The following is a 23130-nucleotide window of genomic DNA, read 5'->3' on the forward strand; positions in this document are numbered from 1 at the left end:
CTGTCCAAGGCCGTCCGCGACCTGACCGGCGCGGACCCTCGGGATCGTCGCCGCGCTCGCTGCGGCCGAGCTGAGTGCCGGGCCGGCCGCGACACGGGGACCGCTCTACGGCAGGTAGTACTCCGCCCGCCTGCCTGGCTCCAGCGGTGCGGGGTGGGAGGCCGACAGGCCCCGGCGGGGCCGTAGTCGACATCCAGTGGGGGCGGCCTACTTGCCGTCGATGACGACGACGGTCTGACGGGTGTGGGTTCCTTCCACAGCAGTGCGGAGGAGGAAGTCGGCGACGTGTGAGCGGGACGTCGAGGGGTAGACCGGCAGCTTCTTGACGTCGTCGAGCACGACCTCGCTATAGCGACTGGCGGCTCGATCGTTGAGTGCTCCCGGGTATCCGAGAGTCCACTTCAGATCGCTGGCCCTCAGGAGGACTTCCGACGCGGCTTTGTCCGCGTAGGTCTTCCGGAGCACGGTACGGAAAATCGGGCCCACGAGGAACGAGGCCTTGGCGAGAGAGTCGCCGACTCCGAAGGCGGACACGACGACGAACCGGTCGACGCCGGACGTTTTCGCGGACTCGATTACCGCACGCACCATGTCGGTGATCAGCGTCGGGGTTTCCCGGGCGCTTTTCACTCCGAGCGTGCTGATGATCGCGTCGTGGCCTTGGGCCGCCTTCGCGATGACCGCGGCGTCGGTGACATCACCCACGACGATTTCGGCGCGCCCATCGACGTTGGCGTCGGCCTTCCGGGTGAGGGCGCTGATCTGGTGTCCCTGGGCGAGTGCCTTTTCGACGAAGAGGGTTCCGGTGCGACCGGTTGCCCCCAAAACGAGAAACTTCATGATAATTCGCTCCCAATACGAAGGGTGAATCGAACCCGGCCAGGCGGCTGCTTGCCGACGGTGACAGGCCCTGTACGCCGAGGATCCATTCAGAACTTTAGTCAGGATTTCTGACTATGTCAAACGAGGTGACGCGGGCGAAGCCCGAAATGTCCGACCCTTGGCGTATCGGTACGGGATAGCCGGCAGAGTCCCGCGATAGATCAACTACTCGCCATCCCGGCCGCCTTACCTCCTGAAAGAACCCGCTTTCAGGTCACTGCGCCCTGTGCGGTCCCGCCGGGACGGGTCACCGCTCGCCCGTCGCTGGCGGGCGTATGGTAGTAAATGTAGCTGACTAGTTGCGGGGCGGCTCAAGAGGGCGCCTCCCACGGGGGAACGCCCGTCGAGGGCGCACTGCCGCAGGACGTGGACGGTCCCTACCTCGTGGGGCAGGTCCCGAGGCGCAGTGACATGACCGAGGGACGCCCCGGTCTGCCGCTCGAACTTCGGTTCACCGTTCTCGACCTCGCTGGAAAGCCGCTCAAGGACGCCACCATCACCCTGTGGCACTGCGACCCGCTGGGCTACTACTCGGGGTACCTGGACATGGATCCGGACGAGTGGGTGGCAACGGCGACCCCAGAGGGGGTCACGGCCGTGGAATGGGATCCACCGGCCACCGACGACTCACGCTTTCTGCGTGGGACGCAGCCGCTGGACGAGCAGGGAGCCGTGGCCTTCAGCACCGTGTACCCGGGGTGGTGCTTCGGCCGCGCCATCCACATCCACATCGAAGTCCAGGTGGGCGGGGGAGGATTTCTGGACCAGCCAGCTCTACCTCCCCGAAGAGTGGAACAAGTTCACCGAGAAGCTCCCGCCCTACAACGGGCACTCCACGCTCGAGAGGCTCACCAACGCCTGTGAACCACGCCTTCAGATGCCAGGCTTTCACGACATGAGCGTGGGCCTGGAGCCCCTCACACCCGGGAGCCCGGAACTCGGACTGACCGGTTCGCTCACCCTTAACATCACCCGTACCTGAGGAACACCACCCGACCCCCTCCTGCAGGCATTCCGATTATCCGGACTCGCTTCATGGGGCGGCATCGAGTCGGAGCTGTCGGGCAGCCCGAAGAACGCCTGCTTGCGCCGGAGTTTCCGCCTCTACAGGTAGGTGCGGGCGGGCCGGCCCAGCGTGGCGCTGATGCCCGTCGCGACCACACCCAGGACGATGTTGCGTACGTCGTCAGTCATGGGCGCGCATGCTAGCGGGCGTCCGCGTACTCGTGTTCGACGGGCGGCGGTGTGCGGGCGCGCACCGCGCGCTCGACACGCGCTTCCCAGGTGCTCCTGACGCGGCCATGACGATCAACTAAGCTGCCCGAACGGCCTTTCCCTGGAGGTGCGGATGCGTCGCCCTGTCGCACGGAATCTGACGGTCCTGGCGGTCTCGGCCGCCGTGGTGGTGTCGGTGGGAGCGGCCGCGCCGCCCACGGCCCAGCACCGGCCCGCTCCGAAGACCCCGGTCGCCGTCGGGTACGGCGGCGCGGTCTCCAGCGTCGACCGGGACGCCTCCGCCGCCGGCATCGAGGTGCTCCGCAAGGGCGGCAACGCCGTCGACGCGGCCGTGGCCACCGCCGCGGCACTGGGCGTCACCGAGCCGTACTCCGCCGGGGTCGGAGGCGGCGGCTACTTCGTCTACTACGACGCCGAGTCCCGCACCGTGCGCACCATCGACGGCCGCGAGACCGCGCCGCTGACCGCCGACGAGAAGCTCTTCACGGAGGACGGCAAGCCGCTCGCCTTCGCCGACGCCGTCACCAGCGGCCTGTCCGTGGGCACGCCGGGCACCCCGGCCACCTGGCAGACCGCCCTCGACCGGTGGGGCAGCCGGAAGCTCTCGTCCGTGCTGAAGCCCGCCGAGCGCCTGGCCCGGCACGGCTTCACCGTCGACGAGACCTTCCGCTCCCAGACCGCCGCCAACGAGCAGCGGTTCCGCTACTTCCCCGACACCGCCGAGCTGTTCCTGCCCGGCGGTGAACTCCCGGCCGTCGGCTCCACGTTCAAGAACCCCGACCTGGCCCGCACGTACCAGGAGCTGAGCCGCAAGGGTGTCGGCGCGATCTACCACGGCGCACTGGGCGAGGACATCGTCGACACCGTCAACAAGCCGCCCGTCGACCCGGACTCGGGCTGGAACGCGCGTCCCGGCGACCTGTCCGCCAAGGACCTCGCCGTCTACGAGGCGAAGCTCCAGGCGCCGACGAAGACCTCGTACCGCGGCCTGAACGTGTACTCCATCGCCCCCTCCTCCTCCGGCGGCACCACGGTCGGCGAGGCCCTCAACATCCTGGAGCGCACCGACCTCTCCACCGCGGACAAGGCCGGCTACCTGCACCGCTACATCGAGGCCAGCCGCATCGCGTTCGCCGACCGGGGCCGCTGGGTCGGCGACCCCGCCTTCGAGGACGTACCGGCGAAGGAGCTGCTGTCCCAGCGGTACGCCGACTCCCGTGAGTGCCTGATCAAGGACGACGCGGTGCTCACCAGCCCCCTCGCCCCCGGCGACCCGCGGCACCCGGCCTCCTGCGCGGGCGGCGGCACGGCGGCGCCGACGACGTACGAGGGCGAGAACACCACGCACCTCACGGTGGCCGACAAGTGGGGCAACGTCGTCGCCTACACGCTCACCATCGAGCAGACCGGCGGCAGCGGCATCACCGTGCCCGGCCGGGGCTTCCTGCTCAACAACGAGCTGACGGACTTCTCCTTCGCCCCGGCCAACCCGGCCGTGCACGACCCGAACCTGCCCGGACCCGGCAAGCGCCCCCGTTCCTCGATCGCCCCGACGATCGTCCTGGACCGGCACCACGAGCCGGTGGTGGCCCTCGGCTCGCCCGGCGGCGCCACCATCATCACCACCGTGCTCCAGACCCTCACCGGCTTCCTCGACCGCGGGCTCCCGCTCGTCGACGCCATCGCCGCGCCGCGCGCCAGCCAGCGCAACGCCGCGCAGACCGAACTCGAACCCGGCCTCTACGACAGCGGCGTACGGGCCGAGCTGGAGGCCCTCGGGCACTCCTTCAAACTCAACCCCGAGATCGGCGCCGCGACCGCCGTACAGCGGCTGCCGCACGGCAAGTGGCTGGCCGCCGCGGAGAAGGTACGGCGCGGCGGGGGCTCGGCGATGGTGGTCGAACCGGTGCGGCGGAGGTAGTCACGCTTCGGGGACGGGCCGCTCCGGCGTGCGGAACGCCAGCCGCCCGTCCTCGACGTCGACCGTCACCCGGCCGCCCTCCGCGACCCGGCCGTCGAGCAGCAGCCGGGACAGCTCGTTGTCCACCTCGCGCTGGATGGTGCGGCGCAGCGGCCGGGCGCCGTACTCGGGCTGGTAGCCGCGCTCGGCGAGCCAGTCCACGGCCGCGTCGGTGAAGTCGACGGTGATGCCCTGCGCGTGCACCATGCGGCGGGTCTGCTCCAGGAGCAGGCTGGTGATCTGCCGCAGCTGCTCGCCGCTGAGCTGGCGGAAGACCACGATCTCGTCGACGCGGTTGAGGAACTCGGGCCGGAAGTGCTCCCGCAGCGGGCGCAGCACCTGCTCGCGCCGGGCCTCCTCGTCCGCCTCCGCGCCACCCGCGCCGAAACCGATGCCCGCGCCGCGCCGGGTGATCACGTCGGAGCCCAGGTTGCTGGTCATCACGACGACCGTGTTGGAGAAGTCCACGGTGCGGCCCTGCGAGTCGGTCAGCCGCCCGTCGTCCAGGACCTGGAGCAGGATGTTGAAGACGTCCGGGTGCGCCTTCTCCACCTCGTCCAGCAGCAGCAGCGAGTACGGGTGCCGGCGCACCACCTCGGTGAGCTGACCGGCCTCCTCGTGCCCGACGTAGCCGGGCGGGGCGCCGACCAGGCGGCTGACCGTGTGGCGCTCCTGGTACTCGCTCATGTCGAGGCGGACCATGCGGTCCTCGCTGCCGAACAGCGCCTCGGCCAGCGCCCGGGCCAGCTCGGTCTTGCCGACGCCCGTCGGGCCGAGGAAGAGGAAGCTGCCGATGGGCCGGTCGGGACTGGACAGCCCGGCGCGCGAGCGCAGCACGGCGTCGGAGACGACCCGGACCGCCTCGTCCTGGCCGACGACCCGTTCGTGCAGGTGGGACTCCAGGCCCAGCAGGCGGTCCTTCTCCTCCTGGGTGAGGCTGCTGACCGGGATGCCGGTCTGGCGGGAGACCACCTCGGCGATGGACTCGGTGTCCACGACCAGGTCGAGCCCCTCGTCGGCCTGGCCGTCGCCGGTGGCCTCGGTGATCCGCTGCTTCAGCTCCACGATCCGGTCGCGCAGCTGGGTCGCCTGCTCGTACTGCTCGTCCGCGACCGCCTGGTCCTTGTCCCGGACCAGCTGGTCGACCTCGCGCTCCAGGGCGCGCACGTCGGTGCCCTTGGTGCGCGACTGGAGCCGGACGCGGGCGCCCGCCTGGTCGATCAGGTCGATGGCCTTGTCGGGCAGGCGCCGGTCGGTGAGGTAGCGGTCGGACATCTCCACGGCCGCGACCAGCGCCTCGTCGGTGTAGCGGACCTGGTGGTGGGCCTCGTAGCGGTCGCGCAGGCCGCGCAGGATCTCGATCGCGTCGGCGGTGGTGGGCTCCGGCACCAGGATCGGCTGGAAGCGGCGGGCGAGGGCCGCGTCCTTCTCGATCCGGCGGAACTCCTCCAGCGTGGTGGCGCCCACGATGTGCAGCTCGCCGCGGGCCAGGGCGGGCTTGAGGATGTTCCCGGCGTCCATCGAGCCGCTCTCGCCGCCCCCGCCGGCGCCGACGACGGTGTGCAGCTCGTCGATGAAGATGATCAGTTCGTCGGAGTGGGCGCGGATCTCGCCCACGATGTTGTTCATCCGCTCCTCGAAGTCGCCCCGGTAGCGGGTGCCCGCGACCACGCCGGTCAGGTCGAGGGCGACCACCCGGCGCCCGATCAGCACGTCGGGCACGTCGCCGTCGGTGATGCGCTGCGCCAGGCCCTCCACGATCGCGGTCTTGCCGACACCGGCGTCACCGATCAGCACGGGGTTGTTCTTGCCCCGCCGGGAGAGCACCTCGACCGTCTGCTCGATCTCCCCCTCGCGCCCGATCACCGGGTCGATCCGGCCCTGCTGGGCCAGATCGGTGAGGTCGCGGCCGTACTTGTCGAGGGTCGGCGTGTTCGTGGTCCGGGCGCTCTCGGTGCGGCCCTTCGCGGCCTCCGGCGACTCCGTGGGCATGCTGGACGGCGCGAACCGGGCCGCGTTCAGGATGTGCCCGGCGGCCGAGTCCGGGTTGGCGGCCAGGGCGCTGAGCACGTGCTCCGGGCCGATGTACCCGGTGCCGGTGGAGCGGGCCAGCTCGTGCGCGTCCAGCAGGGCGCGCTTGACGGCCGGGGTGAGCGAGAGCGACGTGGGCGGCGGGACCTCGCCCGGCGGGTGCTGCACCGGGCCGGTCCGCTCGTCGATCTGCGAGGCCAGCGAGTCGGGATCGGCCCCCGCCCGGCTGAGCAGCCCCCGGGTCGGCTCGGTGGACAGCGCGGCCCGCAGCAGGTGCTCGGTGTCCAGGTCCCGGCTGCCGTGTTCGGCCGCGTACTGCGCGGCGCCGCGCACCAGCTCCCGGGCGGGCTGGCTGAGCAGTCGGCCGATGTCGATCTGCCGGGGCTTGGGCCCGCCGAAGAAGCGTGCCAGGAATTCCGCGAACGGGTCGCCCTCCGGGCCCATGTAGCCGCTGGTCATCGTGTACGGACCTCCGCTGCATCGCTGATCGACGTGCCGGGGCCGGGTAACCCGGCAGACGTACGGTCATGCCCAACATGACACGTTCTGTTCCACCGGGCATGCCGGGAACCCGGGCGCGGCGGAGGGCCCCGCCCCGGCCGCCTCGTCTCTCAGAGGCCGTCCCTCGACGTCAGGACGCGCGGGCCGCCGTCCGTGATCGCCACCGTGTGCTCCACGTGCGCCGCCCGGGAGCCGTCGTTCGTGCGCAGGGTCCAGCCGTCGGGAGCCGCGTGGTAGTCGTCCCGGCCGCCGGCGGTCAGCATGGGCTCGATGGCGAGGACCATGCCGTGCCGCAGCGGGAGCCCGCGTCCCGGGCGGCCCTCGTTGGGCACCCCCGGGTCCTCGTGCATGTGCCGGCCGATGCCGTGGCCGCCGAAGTCCTCCATGATCCCGTAGCCGGCCGACCGGCACACCGTGCCGACGGCGTGCGCGATGTCGCCGATGCGGTTGCCGACCACGGCCGCCGCGATGCCCGCCTCCAGGGCCCGCTCGGCGGTCTCGATCAGCGTCACGTCGGCCGGGCGCGGGGTGCCCACCACGAAGCTGAGCGCCGAGTCGCCCGCCCAGCCGTCCAGGAGGGCGCCGCAGTCGATGGAGACGAGGTCTCCGTCCCGCAGGCGGTAGCCGTCCGGGATGCCGTGCACGATCGCGTCGTTCACCGACGCGCAGATGACGCCCGGGAAGGGCGTCGGCGCGAAGGAGGGCCGGTACCTGAGGAACGGCGAGCCCGCGCCCGCCTCCCGCAGCACCTGGTGCGCCACCGCGTCCAGCTCCAGCAGGGACACGCCCACGTCCGCGGCCTGCCGTACGGCGGTCAGAGCGCGCGCGACGACCTGTCCGGCCGCGTGCATGGCGTCGATCGATGTGTCCGTCTTCAGTTCCACCATGCCAATTACTATACCGGTATTTGAATTGGGTTCGTGACATGTGGCGCACCCGGGGCCGGTACGGGAAACCGGTATTAGAATGACGCCATGGTACGCACCCCCCTGACCCCCGAAGAGCGCGAGCGCGGCGAGCGGCTCGGCCGCCTGCTGCGCGCGGCCCGCGGTGAGCGGAGCATGACGGCGGTGGCCGCCCAGGCCGGAATCTCCGCCGAGACCCTGCGCAAGATCGAGACCGGCCGGGCGCCCACCCCGGCGTTCTTCACGGTGGCCGCGCTGGCCGGCGCGCTGGGGCTGTCCATGGACGAGCTGGTGGGCAGGTGTGCGCCCGTGCCGGCCTGAGGCACCCGCACTCACCCACAGGAGTGCGAAACGAGATCGACACCGCGCCTTGACGACGATGGTCTTGGCAAGCCCGTCCGGCCAGGCTTACGTTCGTCCCTCTACGGCCTGCTCTACGGGCGTAGAGGCTCTGACGTCGTGTCGAAGGAGCAGCTCATGGCCAACGTCGTACGTGCCGCTCTCGTCCAGGCCACCTGGACCGGCGACACCGAGTCCATGGTGGCGAAACACGAGGAGCACGCCCGCGAGGCCGCCAGGCGGGGTGCCAAGGTCATCGGGTTCCAGGAGGTCTTCAACGCCCCCTACTTCTGCCAGGTCCAGGACCCCGAGCACTACCGCTGGGCCGAGCCCGTCCCCGACGGACCCACGACCCGCCGCATGCAGGCGCTGGCCCGCGAGACCGGCATGGTGGTCGTCGTCCCCGTCTTCGAGGTCGAGCAGTCCGGCTTCTACTACAACACCGCGGCCGTGATCGACGCCGACGGCACCGTCCTCGGCACCTACCGCAAGCACCACATCCCGCAGGTCAAGGGCTTCTGGGAGAAGTTCTACTTCCGCCCCGGCAATCTCGGCTGGCCGGTCTTCGACACCGCCGTCGGCAAGGTCGCCGTCTACATCTGCTACGACCGGCACTTCCCGGAGGGCTGGCGCCAACTCGGCCTCGGCGGCGCCCAGCTCGTATACAACCCCTCGGCCACCCACCGCGGCCTCTCCGCCCACCTGTGGCGGCTCGAACAGCCCGCCGCGGCCGTCGCCAACGAGTACTTCGTCGCCGCCATCAACCGCGTCGGCGTCGAGGAGTACGGGGACAACGACTTCTACGGCACGTCCTACTTCGTGGACCCGCGCGGGCAGTTCGTCGGCGACCTCGCCAGCGACAGCAAGGAGGAACTCGTCGTCCGCGACCTGGACTTCGACCTCATCGACGAGGTACGGCAGCAGTGGGCCTTCTACCGCGACCGCCGGCCCGACGCCTACGAGGGGCTGGTGCGGCCGTGACCCGTGACCTCTTCGCCCGCCACCGCGCCGTCCTGCCCGACTGGCTCGCCCTCTACTACGAGGACCCGCTGGAGATCACCCACGGCGAGGGCCGGCACGTCTGGGACGCCGCAGGCAACAAGTACCTCGACTTCTTCGGCGGCATCCTCACCACGATGACCGCGCACGCCCTGCCCGAGGTCACCAAGGCCGTCGCCGAGCAGGCCGGGCGCATCATCCACTCGTCCACCCTCTACCTCAACCGGCCGATGGTCGAACTCGCCGAGCGCGTCGCCCAGCTGTCCGGCATCCCCGACGCCCGCGTCTTCTTCACCACCTCAGGCACCGAGGCCAACGACACCGCCCTGCTGCTCGCGACCGCCCACCGCCGCAGCAACGCGATCCTGGCGATGCGCAACAGCTACCACGGCCGCTCCTTCAGTGCCGTCGGCATCACCGGCAACCGCGGCTGGTCCCCGACCTCCCTGTCCCCGCTCCAGACCCTGTACGTGCACGGCGGCGTCCGCACCCGCGGGCCCTACGCGGACCTGGACGACCGGGACTTCATCGACGCCTGCGTCGCCGACCTGACGGACCTGCTCGGCCACACCCGCGCCCCCGCCGCCCTGATCGCCGAACCCGTCCAGGGCGTCGGCGGCTTCACCTCCCCGCCGGACGGCCTGTACGCCGCCTTCCGCGAGGTGCTGCACGAGCGGGGCATCCTGTGGATCTCCGACGAGGTGCAGACCGGCTGGGGCCGCACCGGCGAGCACTTCTGGGGCTGGCAGGCCCACGGAAGGAGCGGTCCGCCGGACATCGTCACCTTCGCCAAGGGCATCGGCAACGGCATGTCGATCGGCGGGGTCGTCGCCCGCGCCGAGATCATGAACTGCCTGGACGCCAACAGCATCTCCACCTTCGGCGGCACCCAGGTCACCATGGCCGCGGGCCTCGCCAACCTCAACCACCTCCTGGAACACGACCTCCAGGGCAATGCCCGGCGCGTCGGCGGACTGCTCATCGAGCGGCTGCGCGCCGTCGCCGCCCAGGTGCCGCACGTGCGCGAGGTACGCGGGCGCGGGCTGATGATCGGCATCGAGCTGACCCGGCCCGGCACCGACGAGGCCGCCCCCGAGGCGGCGTCCGCCGTACTGGAGGAGGCCCGCGCCGGCGGGCTGCTCGTCGGCAAGGGCGGCGGCCACAGCACCAGCGTCCTGCGCGTCGCCCCGCCGATGTCCCTCACCGTCGCGGAGGCCGAGGAGGGTGCCGCGATCCTCGAACGCGCCCTGCGGAGCATCTGATCGCCTGATCACCGGGTGACGAGCCCAGGAGAGGCCCCCATGACCACGACCACCCCGCAGACCCCGGCCCAGCAACCCTGGGAACCCGCCCTGTCGGTCCGTCAGGTCCTCGGCCTCGAACGGGTACGGGCCGGACAGCCCGAGGTGGTGGCCGGAGCGCACCGCCTCGACCGGCCCGTGCGCTGGGTGCACGTCGCCGAGGCCGCCGACGTCGGCGTGATGCTCAGCGGCGGCGAGATGGTCCTCACCACCGGCGTGCTGCTCGCCGGTGACGAGCACCGGCAGGGGGAGTACATCCGTTCACTGGACCGCGCCGAGGCCGCCGCCGTCGTGCTCGGCCTCGGCCGCGCCTTCCCCGCCCCGCCCGAGGTGATGCGCAGCGCGGCCGAGCGCTGCGGGCTGCCCATGGTCGTCCTGCACCGGCCCTTCCCCTTCGCCGAACTGACCGAGGAGGTGCAGTCCCGGCTGCTGCGCCGCAAGTTCGCCGCCGTCAGCCTCTCCGAGGCCGTACGCACCGAGCTGACCGGTCTGATCACCGCGGGTGCCCCGGTGCAGCGCCTGCTCGACGAGGTGGCCCGGCACGCCGGCTGCCCGGTCGTCGTCACCAACCTCGCCCACCGCGTCCTCGCCACGGCGGGGGAGCGGGCCGCCGTCGACGACGTACTGCGGGACTGGGAGCGCATCGCCCGTCAGGCCGGTGTCGGCTCGGCCGACGGCTGGGTCCGTGCCGAACTGACCTGCCGGGGGGAGAGCTGGGGGCGCCTGGTGCTGTGCGGCTACGGGGGCGAGCGGGCCGCCGGACGGCTGCTCGCCGACCGCGCCGCCGAGGCGCTCGTCCTGCACCGCATGCTCGCCGGTGACGGCACGCACGCGGGCACGCACCCGGGCGCTGCCGCCGGCTCCTGGGACTCCTGGGAGGAACAGTCCGCGCGGAGCCTGCTCACCGACCTGGTCAGCGGGGCGGTACCGGCGCGGCAACTGCTGCCCCGGGCCCGCGCCGCCGGGCTGCCGGTCAACCGGCGCGTCTTCGTCCCCCTCGTCGTCCGAGAACGGGAGCCCGCCCGGCCGGCCCGGGTGCTGCGGCGCCTCGGCCTGCCCGGCCTCGCCGCCCACCTCGCCGACGACCATGTCGCTGTCCTGCTCAGCCTCGCCCCCGACCAGGACGCCAGGACCCTTACGGCCCACTTCGCGAGCCGGCTGCGTTCGGAACCGGACAACTCCCACGCCGTGGTCGCCGCCGCCGACGCCCGCGCCGACTGGACCGACGTGCCCGCCGGGCTGCGCGAGGCCCAGCACGTCGCCGACGCGGTCGCCGACTCCGCGGCAGCCGCCCTGAACCTGCCGCCCGTCGTGCGGCTGCGCGACATCCACCTGCGCGGCCTGGTGCGGCTGCTGCGCGACGACCCGCACGTGCAGTCCTTCGCCGAACGCGAGCTGGACGGCCTCCTGCGCGGCCCCGACCAGGACCTGCTGCCCGTACTGCGCACCTACCTCGCCACCGGCCGCAACAAGTCCCGCACCGCCCAGCTCCACCACGTCTCCCGGCCCGCCCTCTACCGGCGTCTCGAAGCCATACAGGGCCGTCTCGGCGTCGACCTCGACGACTTCGAGCAGGCGGCCTCCGTGCACATCGCGCTCCTCGCCCACGACGCACAGCAGGGGTGACACCGTGCAATGCCGGACCCCCGCAGACGTGACACCGTGCCACTCATTTCGGCCACCGCCGGTCCCTAGTCTCGCCGTACACCGAGCGCCACACCGAGCGCCACAGCGAGCGATTCGAGCGAGTGGAGGCCGAAGATGAGCCGAGTGATCCGTGCCGCGCTCTTCCAGACCGCCTGGACGGGCGACAAGGAATCGATGATCCAGGTCCACGAGCAGGCGGTGCGCGACGCCGCCGCCCAGGGCGCACAGGTCATGTGCTTCCAGGAGCTGTTCTACGGACCGTACTTCTGCCAGGTCCAGGACCCCGAGTTCTACGCCTACGCCGAACGCATCCCGGATGGCCCGACCGTGGAACGCTTCCAGCGGCTCGCCCGCGAGCACGGCATCGTCCTGGTGCTCCCGATGTACGAGGAGGAGCAGCCCGGCGTCCTCTACAACACCGCCGCCGTCATCGACGCCGACGGCTCCTACCTCGGCAAGTACCGCAAGACGCACATCCCCCAGGTCCGCGGCTTCTGGGAGAAGTTCTACTTCCGCCCCGGCAACTCCGGCTGGCCGGTCTTCGACACCGCCGTCGGCAAGGTCGGCGTGTACATCTGCTACGACCGGCACTTCCCGGAGGGCTGGCGGGCGCTGGGCCTCGAAGGCGCCGAGATCGTCTTCAACCCGTCGGCCACCTCCCGCGGCCTGTCCGGCTACCTGTGGCAGCTGGAGCAGCCGGCCGCCGCCGTCGCCAACGAGTACTTCGTCGGCGCCATCAACCGCGTCGGAGTCGAGGAGTACGGCGACAACGACTTCTACGGCACCTCCTACTTCGTCGACCCCGAGGCGCAGTTCGTCGGCGAGGTGGCGAGCGACAAGGAGACCGAACTCGTCGTCCGCGACCTCGACCTGGCCAAGCTGCGCGAGGTCCGCGACCGCTGGCAGTTCTACCGCGACCGCGCGCCGGGCGCCTACTCCCCGCTGACCGCGCCCTGATCCGCCGGCGCCCCCGACAGGAGGGAACAGCAGCATGAGCAGCCGTACCGTCATCCGCGGCGGCCTCGTCGTCACCGCGTCCGACGAGATCCACGCCGACGTCCTGATCGAGGACGGCCGCGTCGCGGCCCTCGCCGCGACCGGCACTCCGGCGGCCGAGGCGTTCACCGCCGAGAAGGTCATCGACGCGAGCGGCAAGTACGTCATCCCGGGCGGCGTCGACGGGCACACCCACATGGAGATGCCCTTCGGCGGCACCTACGCCGCCGACACCTTCGAGACCGGCACCCGCGCCGCCGCCTGGGGCGGCACCACCACCATCGTCGACTTCGCCATCCAGGGCGTCGGGCACTCCCTGCGCGAGGGCCTGGACGCCTGGCACGCCAAGGCCGAGGGCAACTGCGCCATCGACTACGGCTTCCACATGATCGTCTCCGACGTGAACCAGGAGACGCTCAAGGAGATGGACCTGCTGGTGGAGGAAGGGGTGACCTCCTTCAAGCAGTTCATGGCCTACCCCGGCGTCTTCTACTCCGACGACGGACAGATCCTGCGCGCCATGCAGCGCGCCGCCGAGAACGGCGGCCTGATCATGATGCACGCCGAGAACGGCATCGCGATCGACGTCCTCGTCGAGCAGGCACTCGCCCGCGGCGAGACCGACCCCCGCTTCCACGGCGAGGTCCGCAAGGCCCTCCTGGAGGCCGAGGCCACCCACCGCGCCATCCGGCTCGCGCAGGTCGCCGGGGCGCCCCTGTACGTCGTGCACGTCTCGGCGACGGAGGCGGTGGCCGAGTTGACCCGGGCCCGCGACGAGGGCCTGCCCGTCTTCGGCGAGACCTGCCCGCAGTACCTGTTCCTGTCCACCGACAACCTCGCCGAGCCCGGCTTCGAGGGCGCCAAGTACGTGTGCAGCACCCCGCTCAGGCCGAAGGAACACCAGGCGGCACTGTGGCGGGGCCTGCGCACCAACGACCTCCAGGTGGTCTCCACCGACCACTGCCCCTTCTGCTTCAGCGGGCAGAAGGAACTGGGCCGGGGCGACTTCTCCAAGATCCCCAACGGGATGCCGGGCGTCGAGAACCGCATGGACCTGCTCCACCAGGCCGTCGTCGACGGGCACATCAGCCGCCGCCGCTGGATCGAGATCGCCTGCGCCACCCCGGCCCGCATGTTCGGCCTGTACCCGAAGAAGGGCACCATCGCGCCCGGCGCCGACGCCGACATCGTCGTCTACGACCCGGACGCCGAGCAGGTCCTCTCCGCCGAGACCCACCACATGAACGTCGACTACTCGGCGTACGAGGGCAGGCGGATCACCGGCCGGGTGGAGACCGTGCTCTCGCGCGGCGAACCGGTCGTCACCGAGCGGGAGTACACCGGGCGCAAGGGCCACGGCGCCTACACCCCGCGCGCCACCTGTCAGTACCTGAACTAGGAGTGGTGCCCATGGACTTCGGACTCGTCCTGCAGACCGACCCCCCGGCCTCCCGTGTCGTGGAGCTGATGCAACGGGCCGAACGCAACGGCTTCAGCCACGGCTGGACCTTCGACTCCGCCGTGCTGTGGCAGGAGCCGTTCGTGATCTACAGCCAGGTCCTGGCCAACACCAGCACACTGAAGATCGGCCCGATGGTCACCAACCCGGGCACCCGCACCTGGGAGGTGACCGCCTCCACCTTCGCCACCCTCAACGACATGTTCGGCAACCGCACCGTCTGCGGCATCGGCCGCGGCGACTCCGCGATGCGGGTGGCCGGGCGCAAGCCCAACACCCTCGCCCGCATAAGCGAAGCCATCAAGGTCATCCGTGCGCTGGGCAGGGGAGAGGAGGCCGACCTCGGCGGCGGCACCGTCGTCCGGTTCCCCTGGACCAGGCCCGGCGCCGAAGTCCCCGTGTGGATGGCCGCGTACGGCCCCAAGGCGCTGAAGATGACCGGCGAGGAGGCGGACGGCTTCATCCTCCAGCTCGCCGACCTCTACCTCACCGAGTACATGGTCAAGGCCGTCCGGGACGCCGCCGTGGCCGCCGGACGCGACCCCTCGGAAGTGACGGTCTGCGTTGCCGCCCCGGCCTACGTCACCGCCGACGACTCGCCCGAGGCCCTCGCCCACGCCCGCGAGCAGTGCCGCTGGTTCGGCGGCATGGTCGGCAACCACGTCGCCGACCTGGTCGCCAAGTACGGCGCCCACACCGGCGCCGTCCCCGACGAACTCACCGACTACATCAAGGCCCGCGAGGGCTACGACTACGCCCACCACGGGCGCAGCGGCAACCCGGACACGCAGTTCGTGCCGGACGAGATCGTCGACCGGTTCTGCCTGATCGGCCCGGTCGAGAAGCACATCGAGAAGCTGACCGCCCTGCGCGCCCTCGGCGTCGACCAGTTCGCGCTGTACGACATGCACGACGCGCGGGAAGCCGTGATCGACACCTACGGCACGAAGGTCATCCCGGCCGTCAACGCCTGAGCCACCGCTGCCCGCCCCGCACCGAGGGGCGGGCCCCCAGGGCGCACCCGCGCACCCCCCCGGCACCGCCCGCACGGCCTCTCCCGTCCCACCGCATGATTGGCCTGCCCATGACCGACACCGCGCCCACGGCCATACCGCCGTCCGCCCAAGTCACCCTCCCCGACGGGCGCGTGGAGCTCGCCCCGGGCTCCCCGCCGCCGAGCGGCCGCTACGCCAACGAGGACCTGCTGCCGGTCCCCGTCGGCAAGCGCACCTGGACCACGTACAACTTCTCCGCCCTGTGGGTCGGCATGGCCCACAACACGGCCTCCTGGACGCTCGCCTCCGGTCTCATCGCGGTCGGCATGGACTGGAAGCAGGCGGTGTTCACCATCGCCCTGGCCAACCTGATCGTGCTCGCCCCGATGCTGCTCACCGGGCACGCCGGACCCAAGTACGGCATCCCCTTCCCGGTGTTCGCCCGCGCCTCCTTCGGTGTCCGGGGAGCCAACCTGCCCGCCGTCGTACGGGCGTTGGTGGCGTGCGGCTGGTTCGGCATCCAGACCTGGATCGGTGGCGAGGCGATCTACTTCCTGGCCGGGAAGCTGATCGGCGACGGCTGGACCGGCGCCGCGACCGTAGGCGGCTACGCCTGGACCATGTGGCTGTCCTTCGCGATCTTCTGGGCGATCCAGGTCGCCATCATCTACCGCGGCATGGAGACCATCCGCCGCTTCGAGAACTGGGCCGCACCCTTCGTCCTCGTCGGCGCCTTCGTGATGCTCTGGTGGATGAGCGACAAGGCGGGCGGCTTCGGCCCGCTCTTCGACCAGCCGTCGAAGCTCGGCTGGGGCGGCGACTTCTGGAAGCTGTTCTGGCCCTCCCTGATGGGCATGATCGGCTTCTGGTCCACGCTGTCCCTCAACATCCCGGACTTCACCCGCTACGGGAAGAGCCAGAAGGCCCAGACCCGCGGGCAGGCCCTCGGCCTGCCGACGACGATGACCCTCTTCGCGTTCCTGTCCGTGATGGTCACCTCCGGCTCACAGGCCGTGTACGGCGAGCCGATCTGGGACCCGGTCCAACTCGCCGCGAAGACCGACAACGTGGTCGGCCTGCTCTTCGCCCTGGTGACCGTCCTGGTGGCGACCCTGTCCGTGAACATCGCCGCCAACCTGGTCTCACCGGCCTTCGACTTCTCCAACGTCGCACCGCGCAAGGTCAGTTTCCGGGCGGGCGCGCTCATCACGTCCGTCCTGGCGGTACTGATCTTCCCGTGGAAGCTGTACTCCGACCCGCAGGGCTACATCTTCACCTGGCTCGGCCTGGTCGGCGGGCTGCTCGGCACCGTGGCCGGCATCCTCATCGCCGACTACTGGATCCTGCGCCGCGCCCGGCTGCACCTCGTCGACCTGTACCGCAGGGGCGGACGCTACTGGTACGAGGGAGGCTGGAACTGGCGTGCCGTGCTGGCCTTCGTAGTCGGCGGGGTCCTGGCCATCGGCGGCGCCGACTTCCATCCCCTGGTCGACGGCCGCCCCGTACCCTTCCTCGAACCGCTGGCCGACTACGGCTGGGCGGTCGGCCTGGGCACGTCCCTGGTGCTCTACCTGGTCCTCATGCTGCTGCCCGCGACCCGGCCGCGAGCCGGGACCGCCGAGCAGACGGGAGTCTGACGACAGGCCCTAGCCGTCCTGCAAGGCGGCCACGGCCTCCTTGGCCGCCTTGATGGCACCCTTGTTGATCTCGGTCGTACCCGGGGCCTTCTTCGACTCGAAGTCGCTGCCGTTGTAGGTGATCATCACCAGGGCGTTGGCGGCGCGGACCAGCACGGTGCCCTCGCGGGTCTGCTGCTTGTCCTCGGTGGTGAGGTTGACGACGGAGTAGGCGCCGTCGCCGAGCCCCGGGACGTCACCGCCGCCGCTGCGGTCGGCGACGCGCTCCTTGTACGACTTCTGGGCCGCCTCGTCCGTCGCCATCACCTCGAAGGAGACGTCGAGCCACCGGTAGTCGTATCCCTTGAGCGCGTTCCAGGAACAGGTGCGGCGCACCTTGGTGTCCGTGGACGGGATCTCCTTGCCGGCCGCCTTGGCGCCCGGCACCAGCGAGGTGACCGTCTTGCCGGCCAGACTCTCGCACGGTGCCGGTGCGGTGGCGTACGTCTTCGTCGCCGTCTCCGTCGCCGGCGCGGAGGCCGATCTGTTCGTGGTGTCGGGCGGCGTCTTCTCCTTCGCGGCCGGTGAGGTGTCCGGCCCGGAGGACAGTGCCCAGCCCGCCGTGGCGAGCACGGCGACCGGCGCCAGACGGGCGGTCAGGGCGAGCGGCAGAGGAAGAGAACGCACGGCGCACTTCTCGTGGGGGACGGTGCGGAGGGTGCCCGCACTGCGGACGGGACGCCAGTGTCACACGAGTCCCCCCGGGGCGGAAGGGCGAACTCGGTGCGTGGCCGGGCGGTGACGCAGACGAACGACCGGCGCCGCCTCCGGTCCGCCGAGCCGTCCGGCGGGCAGGGGACGGCCCGGGTAGCGCGACAGCAGGAGGTCGGCGGCGTCCCGGACCGGGTCGGGACCGGGCACTCGGAGCGAGCCGGTGACGGCGGTCATGAGTTCTCCCGAGCGGTGGGACGAGAGCTCGGGGCGGTCAGGGCGGTCTCGATACGGTCCACGGCGGCGAACGCGCCGTACGCGACGAGGTGCACCAGGCAGTGGTCGGTGTGCTCGGGGCGGCGCCACGCCGCGACGTCCGCGTCCGTGATCCGGTACGGCGCGAGCGCCACCAGCAGCGCCAGCCGTGCGCCCGGCCGCACCCTCCGGTCGGGGAACGGGTCCGGTGTGAGGGGCGGGTGCGAGCCGTCCCAGTCACGCAGGGTGGCGCGCACGAGGTCCTGGTCGTCGGCGTCGAGGAGACCGGCGCCCATCGGGGCGGCGCGGCTCAGCGCCGCGTACGCCGGGCCGACCGGTGTCCCCGCCGCCCACGCCGGACCCGGGCCGGGGTCGTCCAGCAGGGGAAGGGAGGCGCCGGGCACGGCGGTTCGCCGTACGGTGCGGGACAGCGACCGGCCCGCCAGGCTCCGCACCGGACGCAGCCGCTGCGCGTCGGCCGGGAGCAGTCTCTCGGTCACCAGGGACGACACGACGCGGTTGATGAAGTGGAAGGCCAGCACGGTGCCGAGGTAGCCGGGAGCCTCCTCGGGCCGGAACGGGTACGGCTCGCGCGCCGCTCCCGGAACGCGGGTGCGCCGCGCCCACTCGAGTACGCGCGCGTGCCGGTCGTCCGCCGGCTTCTGACCCCTGGCCAGCCGTTCGGCCAGGGCGTGGTCGCCGGTGGCGTGCAGCAGCATGGTGTGCGCGTCCACGCAGAACCGGCACTTGTTGGCCTGCGACACCCCGAAGGCGGCGACCTCCTTGCCGGTGCGGTCGCCCGGCCCGGCGAGCAGGGACTCGCGCATCAGAGCCCAGGCCGGGGCGACGAGCGCGGGCGCGGAGGAGAGGGCAACGAACGGGGCGGGTTCGGGAATGCCGAAGTCCCGCGCGGCCTGCGCGTAGACCTCGGCGACGCGGCCGGTGGCCGCCTTGGGCGGCAGCGGTTCGGTGTGACGGAAGGGTGTGGGCATGGACAGCAGCGTGCGCCGCCGGGGCCCCCGCGGTCGTCGTACCGCAGGATGCGGTTGGCACTGCGCCGCCGGGTCCCCGCCGGGCGGCCGACTACTTCGCCGGGAGTAGTCCGCAAGCCGTCCACAGGGCCGACGCGCCGGTCGGCCGGGACGCATAGGGTGCGGGCATGAGTGGGCGTCAGGTCGATCGCGGACGGCTCGCCGACGTGGTCCTCGCGGCCGTCGTCGGCGCCCTCGGTACGGCGGCCGCCGCCTTCGACGACGACACCACGGCACTCGACCACGTGCTCGTCGCCCTCGCCTCGGCGGCGCTCGCCTGCCACCGCACCGCCCCGCGCGCGGTGCTGGCCGTCGCCACCGTCCTCGGCACGGCGTACGTCGTGCACGCGCACCCCGGCCCGCTGTCCGCGCTGCCCGTCCTGGGCGCCGTGCACACCGCGGCCCGGGTCGGCCACCGGGGCGTCGCGGCGGCCGGCGGCGCCGTGTTCCTGGCCGGGTACGTCGCCACCGGCCCCGGCACGCAGAACGCGGCCGAGCGGGCCGGACTGCTCGCCGGGTGGTTCCTGTGCGCCGTGGTGACCGGTCTCGCCGACCGGAACTGGCAGGCGTACCTGCGCCAGACCGAACAGCGGGCCCTGGAGGCGGAACGCACCAGGGAGGAGGCGGCCCTGCGCCGCGCCGGGGAGGAACGGCTGCGGATCGCCCGCGAGTTGCACGACTCGCTGACGCACAGCATCTCCATCGTCAAGCTCCAGGCGGGCGTCGCCGTCCACCTCGCGCGCAAACGTGGCGACGAGGTGCCGCCCGCGCTGCTCGCCATCCAGGAGGCCAGTGGCGAGGCGATGCGCGAACTGCGCTCCGCCCTCCAGGTGCTGCGGGCCGACGAACCGGCCGGCACCCCGGCCCTGCTCGTCCAGCGGGCCCGCGCGGCGGGGCTCGCCGTCGACCTCACGGTCACCGGGGACGAGCGCCCGCTGCCCCGGGCCGTCGACCGGGCCGCCTACCGCATCGTGCAGGAGGCCCTCACCAACGCGGCGCGCCACGCCGGACCGGCGAAGATACGGGTCCGCATCGACTACGGGACGGCGCACGAGGGGGAGTTCGTGAGGGAGCTGACGGTAGGCGTGGACGACGACGGGGCCGCCGATCCGGCCCGCCCTCCGGTGCCCGGCACCGGCCTGACCGGCATGCACGAACGCGTCAGCGCCCTCGGTGGCACCCTGCGCGCCGCCCCCCGCGCGGAGGGCGGCTTCTCGGTGCGCGCGCGGCTCCCGCTGGGGGAGACGGTATGAGCGGCGTTCTCCGGGTCGCGCTCGTCGACGACCAGGCACTGATGCGGGCCGGTTTCCGGGCGCTGCTCGACGCCGAGGAGGGCATCGAGGTGGTCGGCGAGGCCGCGGACGGGGAACAGGGGGTGGCGCTGGTCCGGGCCCAGGTGCCCGACGTGGCCCTGGTCGACGTACAGATGCCGGTCATGTCGGGCATCGAGGCGACCCGCCGCATCGCCGCCGACCCGGCCCTCGCCGCCGTACGCGTCGTCATCCTCACCAACTACGGCCTCGACGAGTACGTCTTCGAGGCGCTGCGGGCGGGAGCCAGCGGATTCCTCCTCAAGGACACCGAGCCGGCCGACCTGCTCCAGGCCATCGACGTGGTGGCACACGGCGAGGCCCTGCTCTCCCCGTCGGTCACCCGCACCCTGATCGGTGAGTTCGTCGCCCGGCCCCCGGACCGGTCCACCGCACCCGGCCTGGACTCCCTCACCCGCCGGGAACGCGAGGTCACCGCGCTCGCGGCGCGCGGCCTGAGCAACGAGGAGATCGCCGCCCACATGGTGATCAGCCCGCTGACCGCCAAGACGCACATCAGCCGGGCGATGACCAAGCTGGGCGCCCGCGATCGGGCCCAACTCGTCGTGTTCGCCTACGAGTCGGGCCTGGTCGCGGTGCGCCGCACGGTCTAGGAAGCGCAGGGAGCCTCAGGGCACCCGGGCGGTCCACTCGGCGGAGGAGAACTTGGCGCGGGCCAACTCCCGGGCCCGGGTCAGCTCCTCGTCCGTCACCTTGCCCCGGCTCAGCCCGTACCGCCCGCCGAAGGAGGAGATCATCCGCTCGATCACGGCCTCGCGCGCCAGACCGGTCTGCCGGCGCAGCGGGTCCACCCGCTTCTTCGCGGACTTCGTGCCCTTGTCGGACATCTTCTCCCGCCCGATGCGCAGCACCTGAAGCATCTTGTCCGCGTCGATGTCGTACGACATGGTCACGTGGTGCAGTACGGCGCCGGGTCCGCCCCCGGGGCCCACGACGCGCTTCTGCGCGGCGCCAGCGATCTTGCCCTGGTCGGTGGCGATGTCGTTCAGCGGCTGGTACCAGGCGCGGATGCCCATCTCGCCGAGCGCGCCGAGCACCCAGTCGTCGAGGTAGGCGTAGCTGTCCTGGAAGGAGAGTCCCTGCACCAGCGCCTCCGGCACGGACAGGGAGTAGGTGATGGTGTTGCCGGGCTCCACGAACATCGCGCCGCCCCCGGAGATCCGGCGGACCACCTCGATGCCGTGCCGGGCGGCGCCCTCGGCGTCCACCTCGTTGCGCAGGGACTGGAAACTGCCGATGATCACGGCCGGGGCGCCCCACTCCCACACCCTCAGCGTCGGCGGCCGCCGGCCCGCGGCGACCTCGGCGGTCAGCACCTCGTCGAGGGCCATGTGCAGGGCGGGGGACTCGGGTCCCTCGTGGATCAGCTGCCAGTCGTAGTCCGTCCAGTCCGTGGCGTGCGCCAGCGCGCGGCGCACGGCGATGCCGACGCCCTCCGAGGTCAGCCCGTACATGACGGTGCCCTCGGGCAGGGCCGCGTCGATCCGTGCGGCGAGTCCCGTCGCGGCGGTGTCCGCCGGGGCGCCCTCCAGCGCGCGGTTGACGGCGTCCAGCGCCTCGTCCGGCTCCAGGAAGAAGTCGCCCGCCACCCGCACGTGGCGCAGCACGCCGTCCTCGGCCTCCACGTCCACGACGACCAGCTTGCCGCCGGGGACCTTGTATTCACCGTGCACCGTTGCCTCCGTTCCGCATCCGGCGACAACAGCGTGCCCGGCCGGTGTGTTCCCGTCCTGCCCCCGGTCGTGCGGTCACGCGACCTGTTCGGCCACCCGGTCGCCGACGGGCACGGTCAGCCGCACCTCGGTGCCGCCCCCGCGCGCCGGCCCGACGACGAGGTCGGCGCCGATCAGCAGGGCGCGCTCGCGCATGCCGCGGATCCCGGCGCCCTCGGCGGCCCCGCCCGAGTCGTCGAAGCCCCGGCCGTCGTCCCGTACCCGCAGCCGGACGGCGTCACCGGCCCGCTCCAGGGACAGCACCACCAGGCGGGCCCCGGAGTGCCGGGCCGCGTTGGTGAGGCCCTCCTGGGCGACGCGGTAGAGCACCAGGTCGGCGTTGTCGCCCAGACGGGGCAGGCCGGAGGCGATGGCGTGGCGCACGGTCAGCGAAGGCCCGGTGAACTCGTCCGCGAGCGACCTCAGGGCGCTGCCCAGGCCCAGCTCCTCCAGGACCCCCGGGAGCAGCCGGCGGGCGATGCGGCGGATCTCGTCCAGGCTGGCCCGGGTCGTCTCCTGCACCTGCGAGAGCTGTTCACGCACCTCGTCGGGCGCCTGGTCCGCGACCCGCTTGAGATCCAGCAGCACGGCGGCGAGGGTCTGCCCCACCTCGTCGTACAGCTCCTGGGCCACCCGGTGACGCTCCGACTCCTGCGCGCTCAGCGTGCGGGCGGCGCTCAGGGCGCGTTCGGCCTCCAGCCGGTCGAGCATGGTGTTGAAGGTGGTGATCAGTTCGGCGATCTCGCCGTCGCCGTCGACCTTCGGGCGGACCCGCGGCCGCAGCAGATCGGTCGTGGTCATGGCTCGCGCGAGCTGGCGCAGTGGTCCGAGGCCGATCCGCAGCAGCAGGATGTTGGCGATCAGTATGACCACCAGGCCGGCCGTGAGGATCGCGGCCTCGGTGAGCAGGACGGGGGTCGACACGGTGACCGGTCCCAGCAGCAACGCGGTCGCCGCGACCAGCACCACCGAGTTGAACAGCGAGATTCTCCAGAACAGGGGCACCGCAGCAGCGTCCGGGACGTGCGCCACGGGAGTCCATCGGTTCGCACACCCATTTCCGGCCCGCACCGGCACGTAGCGGCCGGGCGGGACGGCGGCACCCGCCGGCCGGCCTGGGCCGCATGCGTGTCACCGGGGAACTGCCGGCGCTCGCCGCCGGCGAGGTGGACGTCTCGTGCGTGATCAAGGCGTACGAGGAGGTCGTCGCCGCCGGCCCGATG

The 23130-nt window shown here is 71.9% G+C and carries 19 protein-coding genes; 12 read left to right on the top strand and 7 right to left on the bottom strand.

The window, feature by feature from the left end; genetic code table 11:
* Positions 1–207: 207 nt before the first annotated feature.
* On the bottom strand, positions 208–840 hold the full coding sequence (locus tag C4J65_RS28855; protein ID WP_115745031.1) for an NAD(P)-binding oxidoreductase: 633 nt from the start codon (positions 838–840) through the stop codon (positions 208–210).
* 453 nt (positions 841–1293) lie between these two features.
* On the opposite strand from C4J65_RS28855, the gene C4J65_RS28860 reads away from it, so the two are divergent.
* Positions 1294–1746 (top strand): hypothetical protein, encoded by a 453-nt coding sequence (locus C4J65_RS28860; RefSeq protein WP_162833400.1) that lies wholly within the window; start codon positions 1294–1296, stop codon positions 1744–1746.
* 484 nt (positions 1747–2230) lie between these two features.
* Complete coding sequence (gene ggt, locus C4J65_RS28865) at positions 2231–4039, top strand: gamma-glutamyltransferase (protein WP_115745033.1); 1809 nt, start codon at positions 2231–2233, stop codon at positions 4037–4039.
* Here the strand turns inward: ggt and C4J65_RS37115 are convergent, their stop codons facing one another.
* On the bottom strand, positions 4040–6568 hold the full coding sequence (locus C4J65_RS37115; protein WP_115745034.1) for an ATP-dependent Clp protease ATP-binding subunit: 2529 nt from the start codon (positions 6566–6568) through the stop codon (positions 4040–4042).
* A gap of 152 nt (positions 6569–6720) precedes the next feature.
* Entirely contained in the window at positions 6721–7497 is a 777-nt protein-coding gene (map, locus tag C4J65_RS28875) for a type I methionyl aminopeptidase (RefSeq protein WP_115745035.1), read from the bottom strand.
* 87 nt (positions 7498–7584) lie between these two features.
* Here map and C4J65_RS28880 point away from each other — a divergent pair, with 87 nt between their 5' ends.
* The 8 genes from C4J65_RS28880 to C4J65_RS28915 all read left to right on the top strand — a co-directional run bounded on the left by C4J65_RS28880 (position 7585) and on the right by C4J65_RS28915 (position 16888).
* Positions 7585–7836, top strand: coding sequence for a helix-turn-helix transcriptional regulator (locus C4J65_RS28880; RefSeq protein WP_115745036.1), 252 nt, complete (start codon positions 7585–7587; stop codon positions 7834–7836).
* A 156-nt stretch (positions 7837–7992) separates the two neighbouring features.
* Positions 7993–8835 (top strand): nitrilase-related carbon-nitrogen hydrolase, encoded by an 843-nt coding sequence (locus C4J65_RS28885; protein WP_115745037.1) that lies wholly within the window; start codon positions 7993–7995, stop codon positions 8833–8835.
* Entirely contained in the window at positions 8832–10115 is a 1284-nt protein-coding gene (locus tag C4J65_RS28890; RefSeq protein ID WP_115745038.1) for an aspartate aminotransferase family protein, read from the top strand. The genes C4J65_RS28885 and C4J65_RS28890 overlap by 4 nt, the downstream gene beginning before the upstream one ends.
* A gap of 39 nt (positions 10116–10154) precedes the next feature.
* Positions 10155–11780 carry a PucR family transcriptional regulator gene (locus C4J65_RS28895; protein ID WP_115745039.1) on the top strand — a complete coding sequence of 542 codons (1626 nt, stop codon included), beginning with the start codon at positions 10155–10157 and terminating at the stop codon, positions 11778–11780.
* A gap of 135 nt (positions 11781–11915) precedes the next feature.
* Positions 11916–12758 (top strand): nitrilase-related carbon-nitrogen hydrolase, encoded by an 843-nt coding sequence (locus tag C4J65_RS28900; protein WP_115745040.1) that lies wholly within the window; start codon positions 11916–11918, stop codon positions 12756–12758.
* A gap of 34 nt (positions 12759–12792) precedes the next feature.
* Positions 12793–14196 (top strand): dihydropyrimidinase, encoded by a 1404-nt coding sequence (gene hydA / locus C4J65_RS28905; RefSeq protein WP_115745041.1) that lies wholly within the window; start codon positions 12793–12795, stop codon positions 14194–14196.
* Positions 14197–14207: 11 nt separating this feature from the next.
* Positions 14208–15230 carry a TIGR03842 family LLM class F420-dependent oxidoreductase gene (locus tag C4J65_RS28910; protein ID WP_115745042.1) on the top strand — a complete coding sequence of 341 codons (1023 nt, stop codon included), beginning with the start codon at positions 14208–14210 and terminating at the stop codon, positions 15228–15230.
* Between the two features lie 110 nt (positions 15231–15340).
* Positions 15341–16888 (top strand): NCS1 family nucleobase:cation symporter-1, encoded by a 1548-nt coding sequence (locus C4J65_RS28915; protein WP_162833401.1) that lies wholly within the window; start codon positions 15341–15343, stop codon positions 16886–16888.
* Positions 16889–16897: 9 nt separating this feature from the next.
* On the opposite strand, the gene C4J65_RS28920 is transcribed toward C4J65_RS28915, so the two are convergent.
* Together C4J65_RS28920 and C4J65_RS28930 are read right to left on the bottom strand one after the other, a co-directional pair.
* The gene (locus C4J65_RS28920) at positions 16898–17554 is read right to left on the bottom strand and encodes a hypothetical protein (protein WP_115745044.1); all 657 of its coding nucleotides are present in this window, start codon (positions 17552–17554) and stop codon (positions 16898–16900) included.
* A gap of 257 nt (positions 17555–17811) precedes the next feature.
* Entirely contained in the window at positions 17812–18825 is a 1014-nt protein-coding gene (locus tag C4J65_RS28930; RefSeq protein ID WP_115745046.1) for a carboxymuconolactone decarboxylase family protein, read from the bottom strand.
* 167 nt (positions 18826–18992) lie between these two features.
* Here C4J65_RS28930 and C4J65_RS28935 point away from each other — a divergent pair, with 167 nt between their 5' ends.
* Entirely contained in the window at positions 18993–20117 is a 1125-nt protein-coding gene (locus C4J65_RS28935) for a histidine kinase (RefSeq protein ID WP_115745047.1), read from the top strand.
* The gene (locus C4J65_RS28940) at positions 20114–20788 is read left to right on the top strand and encodes a response regulator transcription factor (RefSeq protein WP_115745048.1); all 675 of its coding nucleotides are present in this window, start codon (positions 20114–20116) and stop codon (positions 20786–20788) included. The genes C4J65_RS28935 and C4J65_RS28940 overlap by 4 nt, the downstream gene beginning before the upstream one ends.
* 15 nt (positions 20789–20803) lie before the next feature.
* Here the strand turns inward: C4J65_RS28940 and C4J65_RS28945 are convergent, their stop codons facing one another.
* Positions 20804–21868 (bottom strand): biotin/lipoate A/B protein ligase family protein, encoded by a 1065-nt coding sequence (locus C4J65_RS28945; RefSeq protein WP_115745049.1) that lies wholly within the window; start codon positions 21866–21868, stop codon positions 20804–20806.
* 75 nt (positions 21869–21943) lie between these two features.
* Positions 21944–22912 (bottom strand): sensor histidine kinase, encoded by a 969-nt coding sequence (locus C4J65_RS28950; protein WP_205351085.1) that lies wholly within the window; start codon positions 22910–22912, stop codon positions 21944–21946.
* Between the last annotated feature and the right edge of the window lie 218 nt (positions 22913–23130).

This window comes from Streptomyces sp. CB09001 (assembly GCF_003369795.1).
GTDB lineage: Bacteria > Actinomycetota > Actinomycetes > Streptomycetales > Streptomycetaceae > Streptomyces.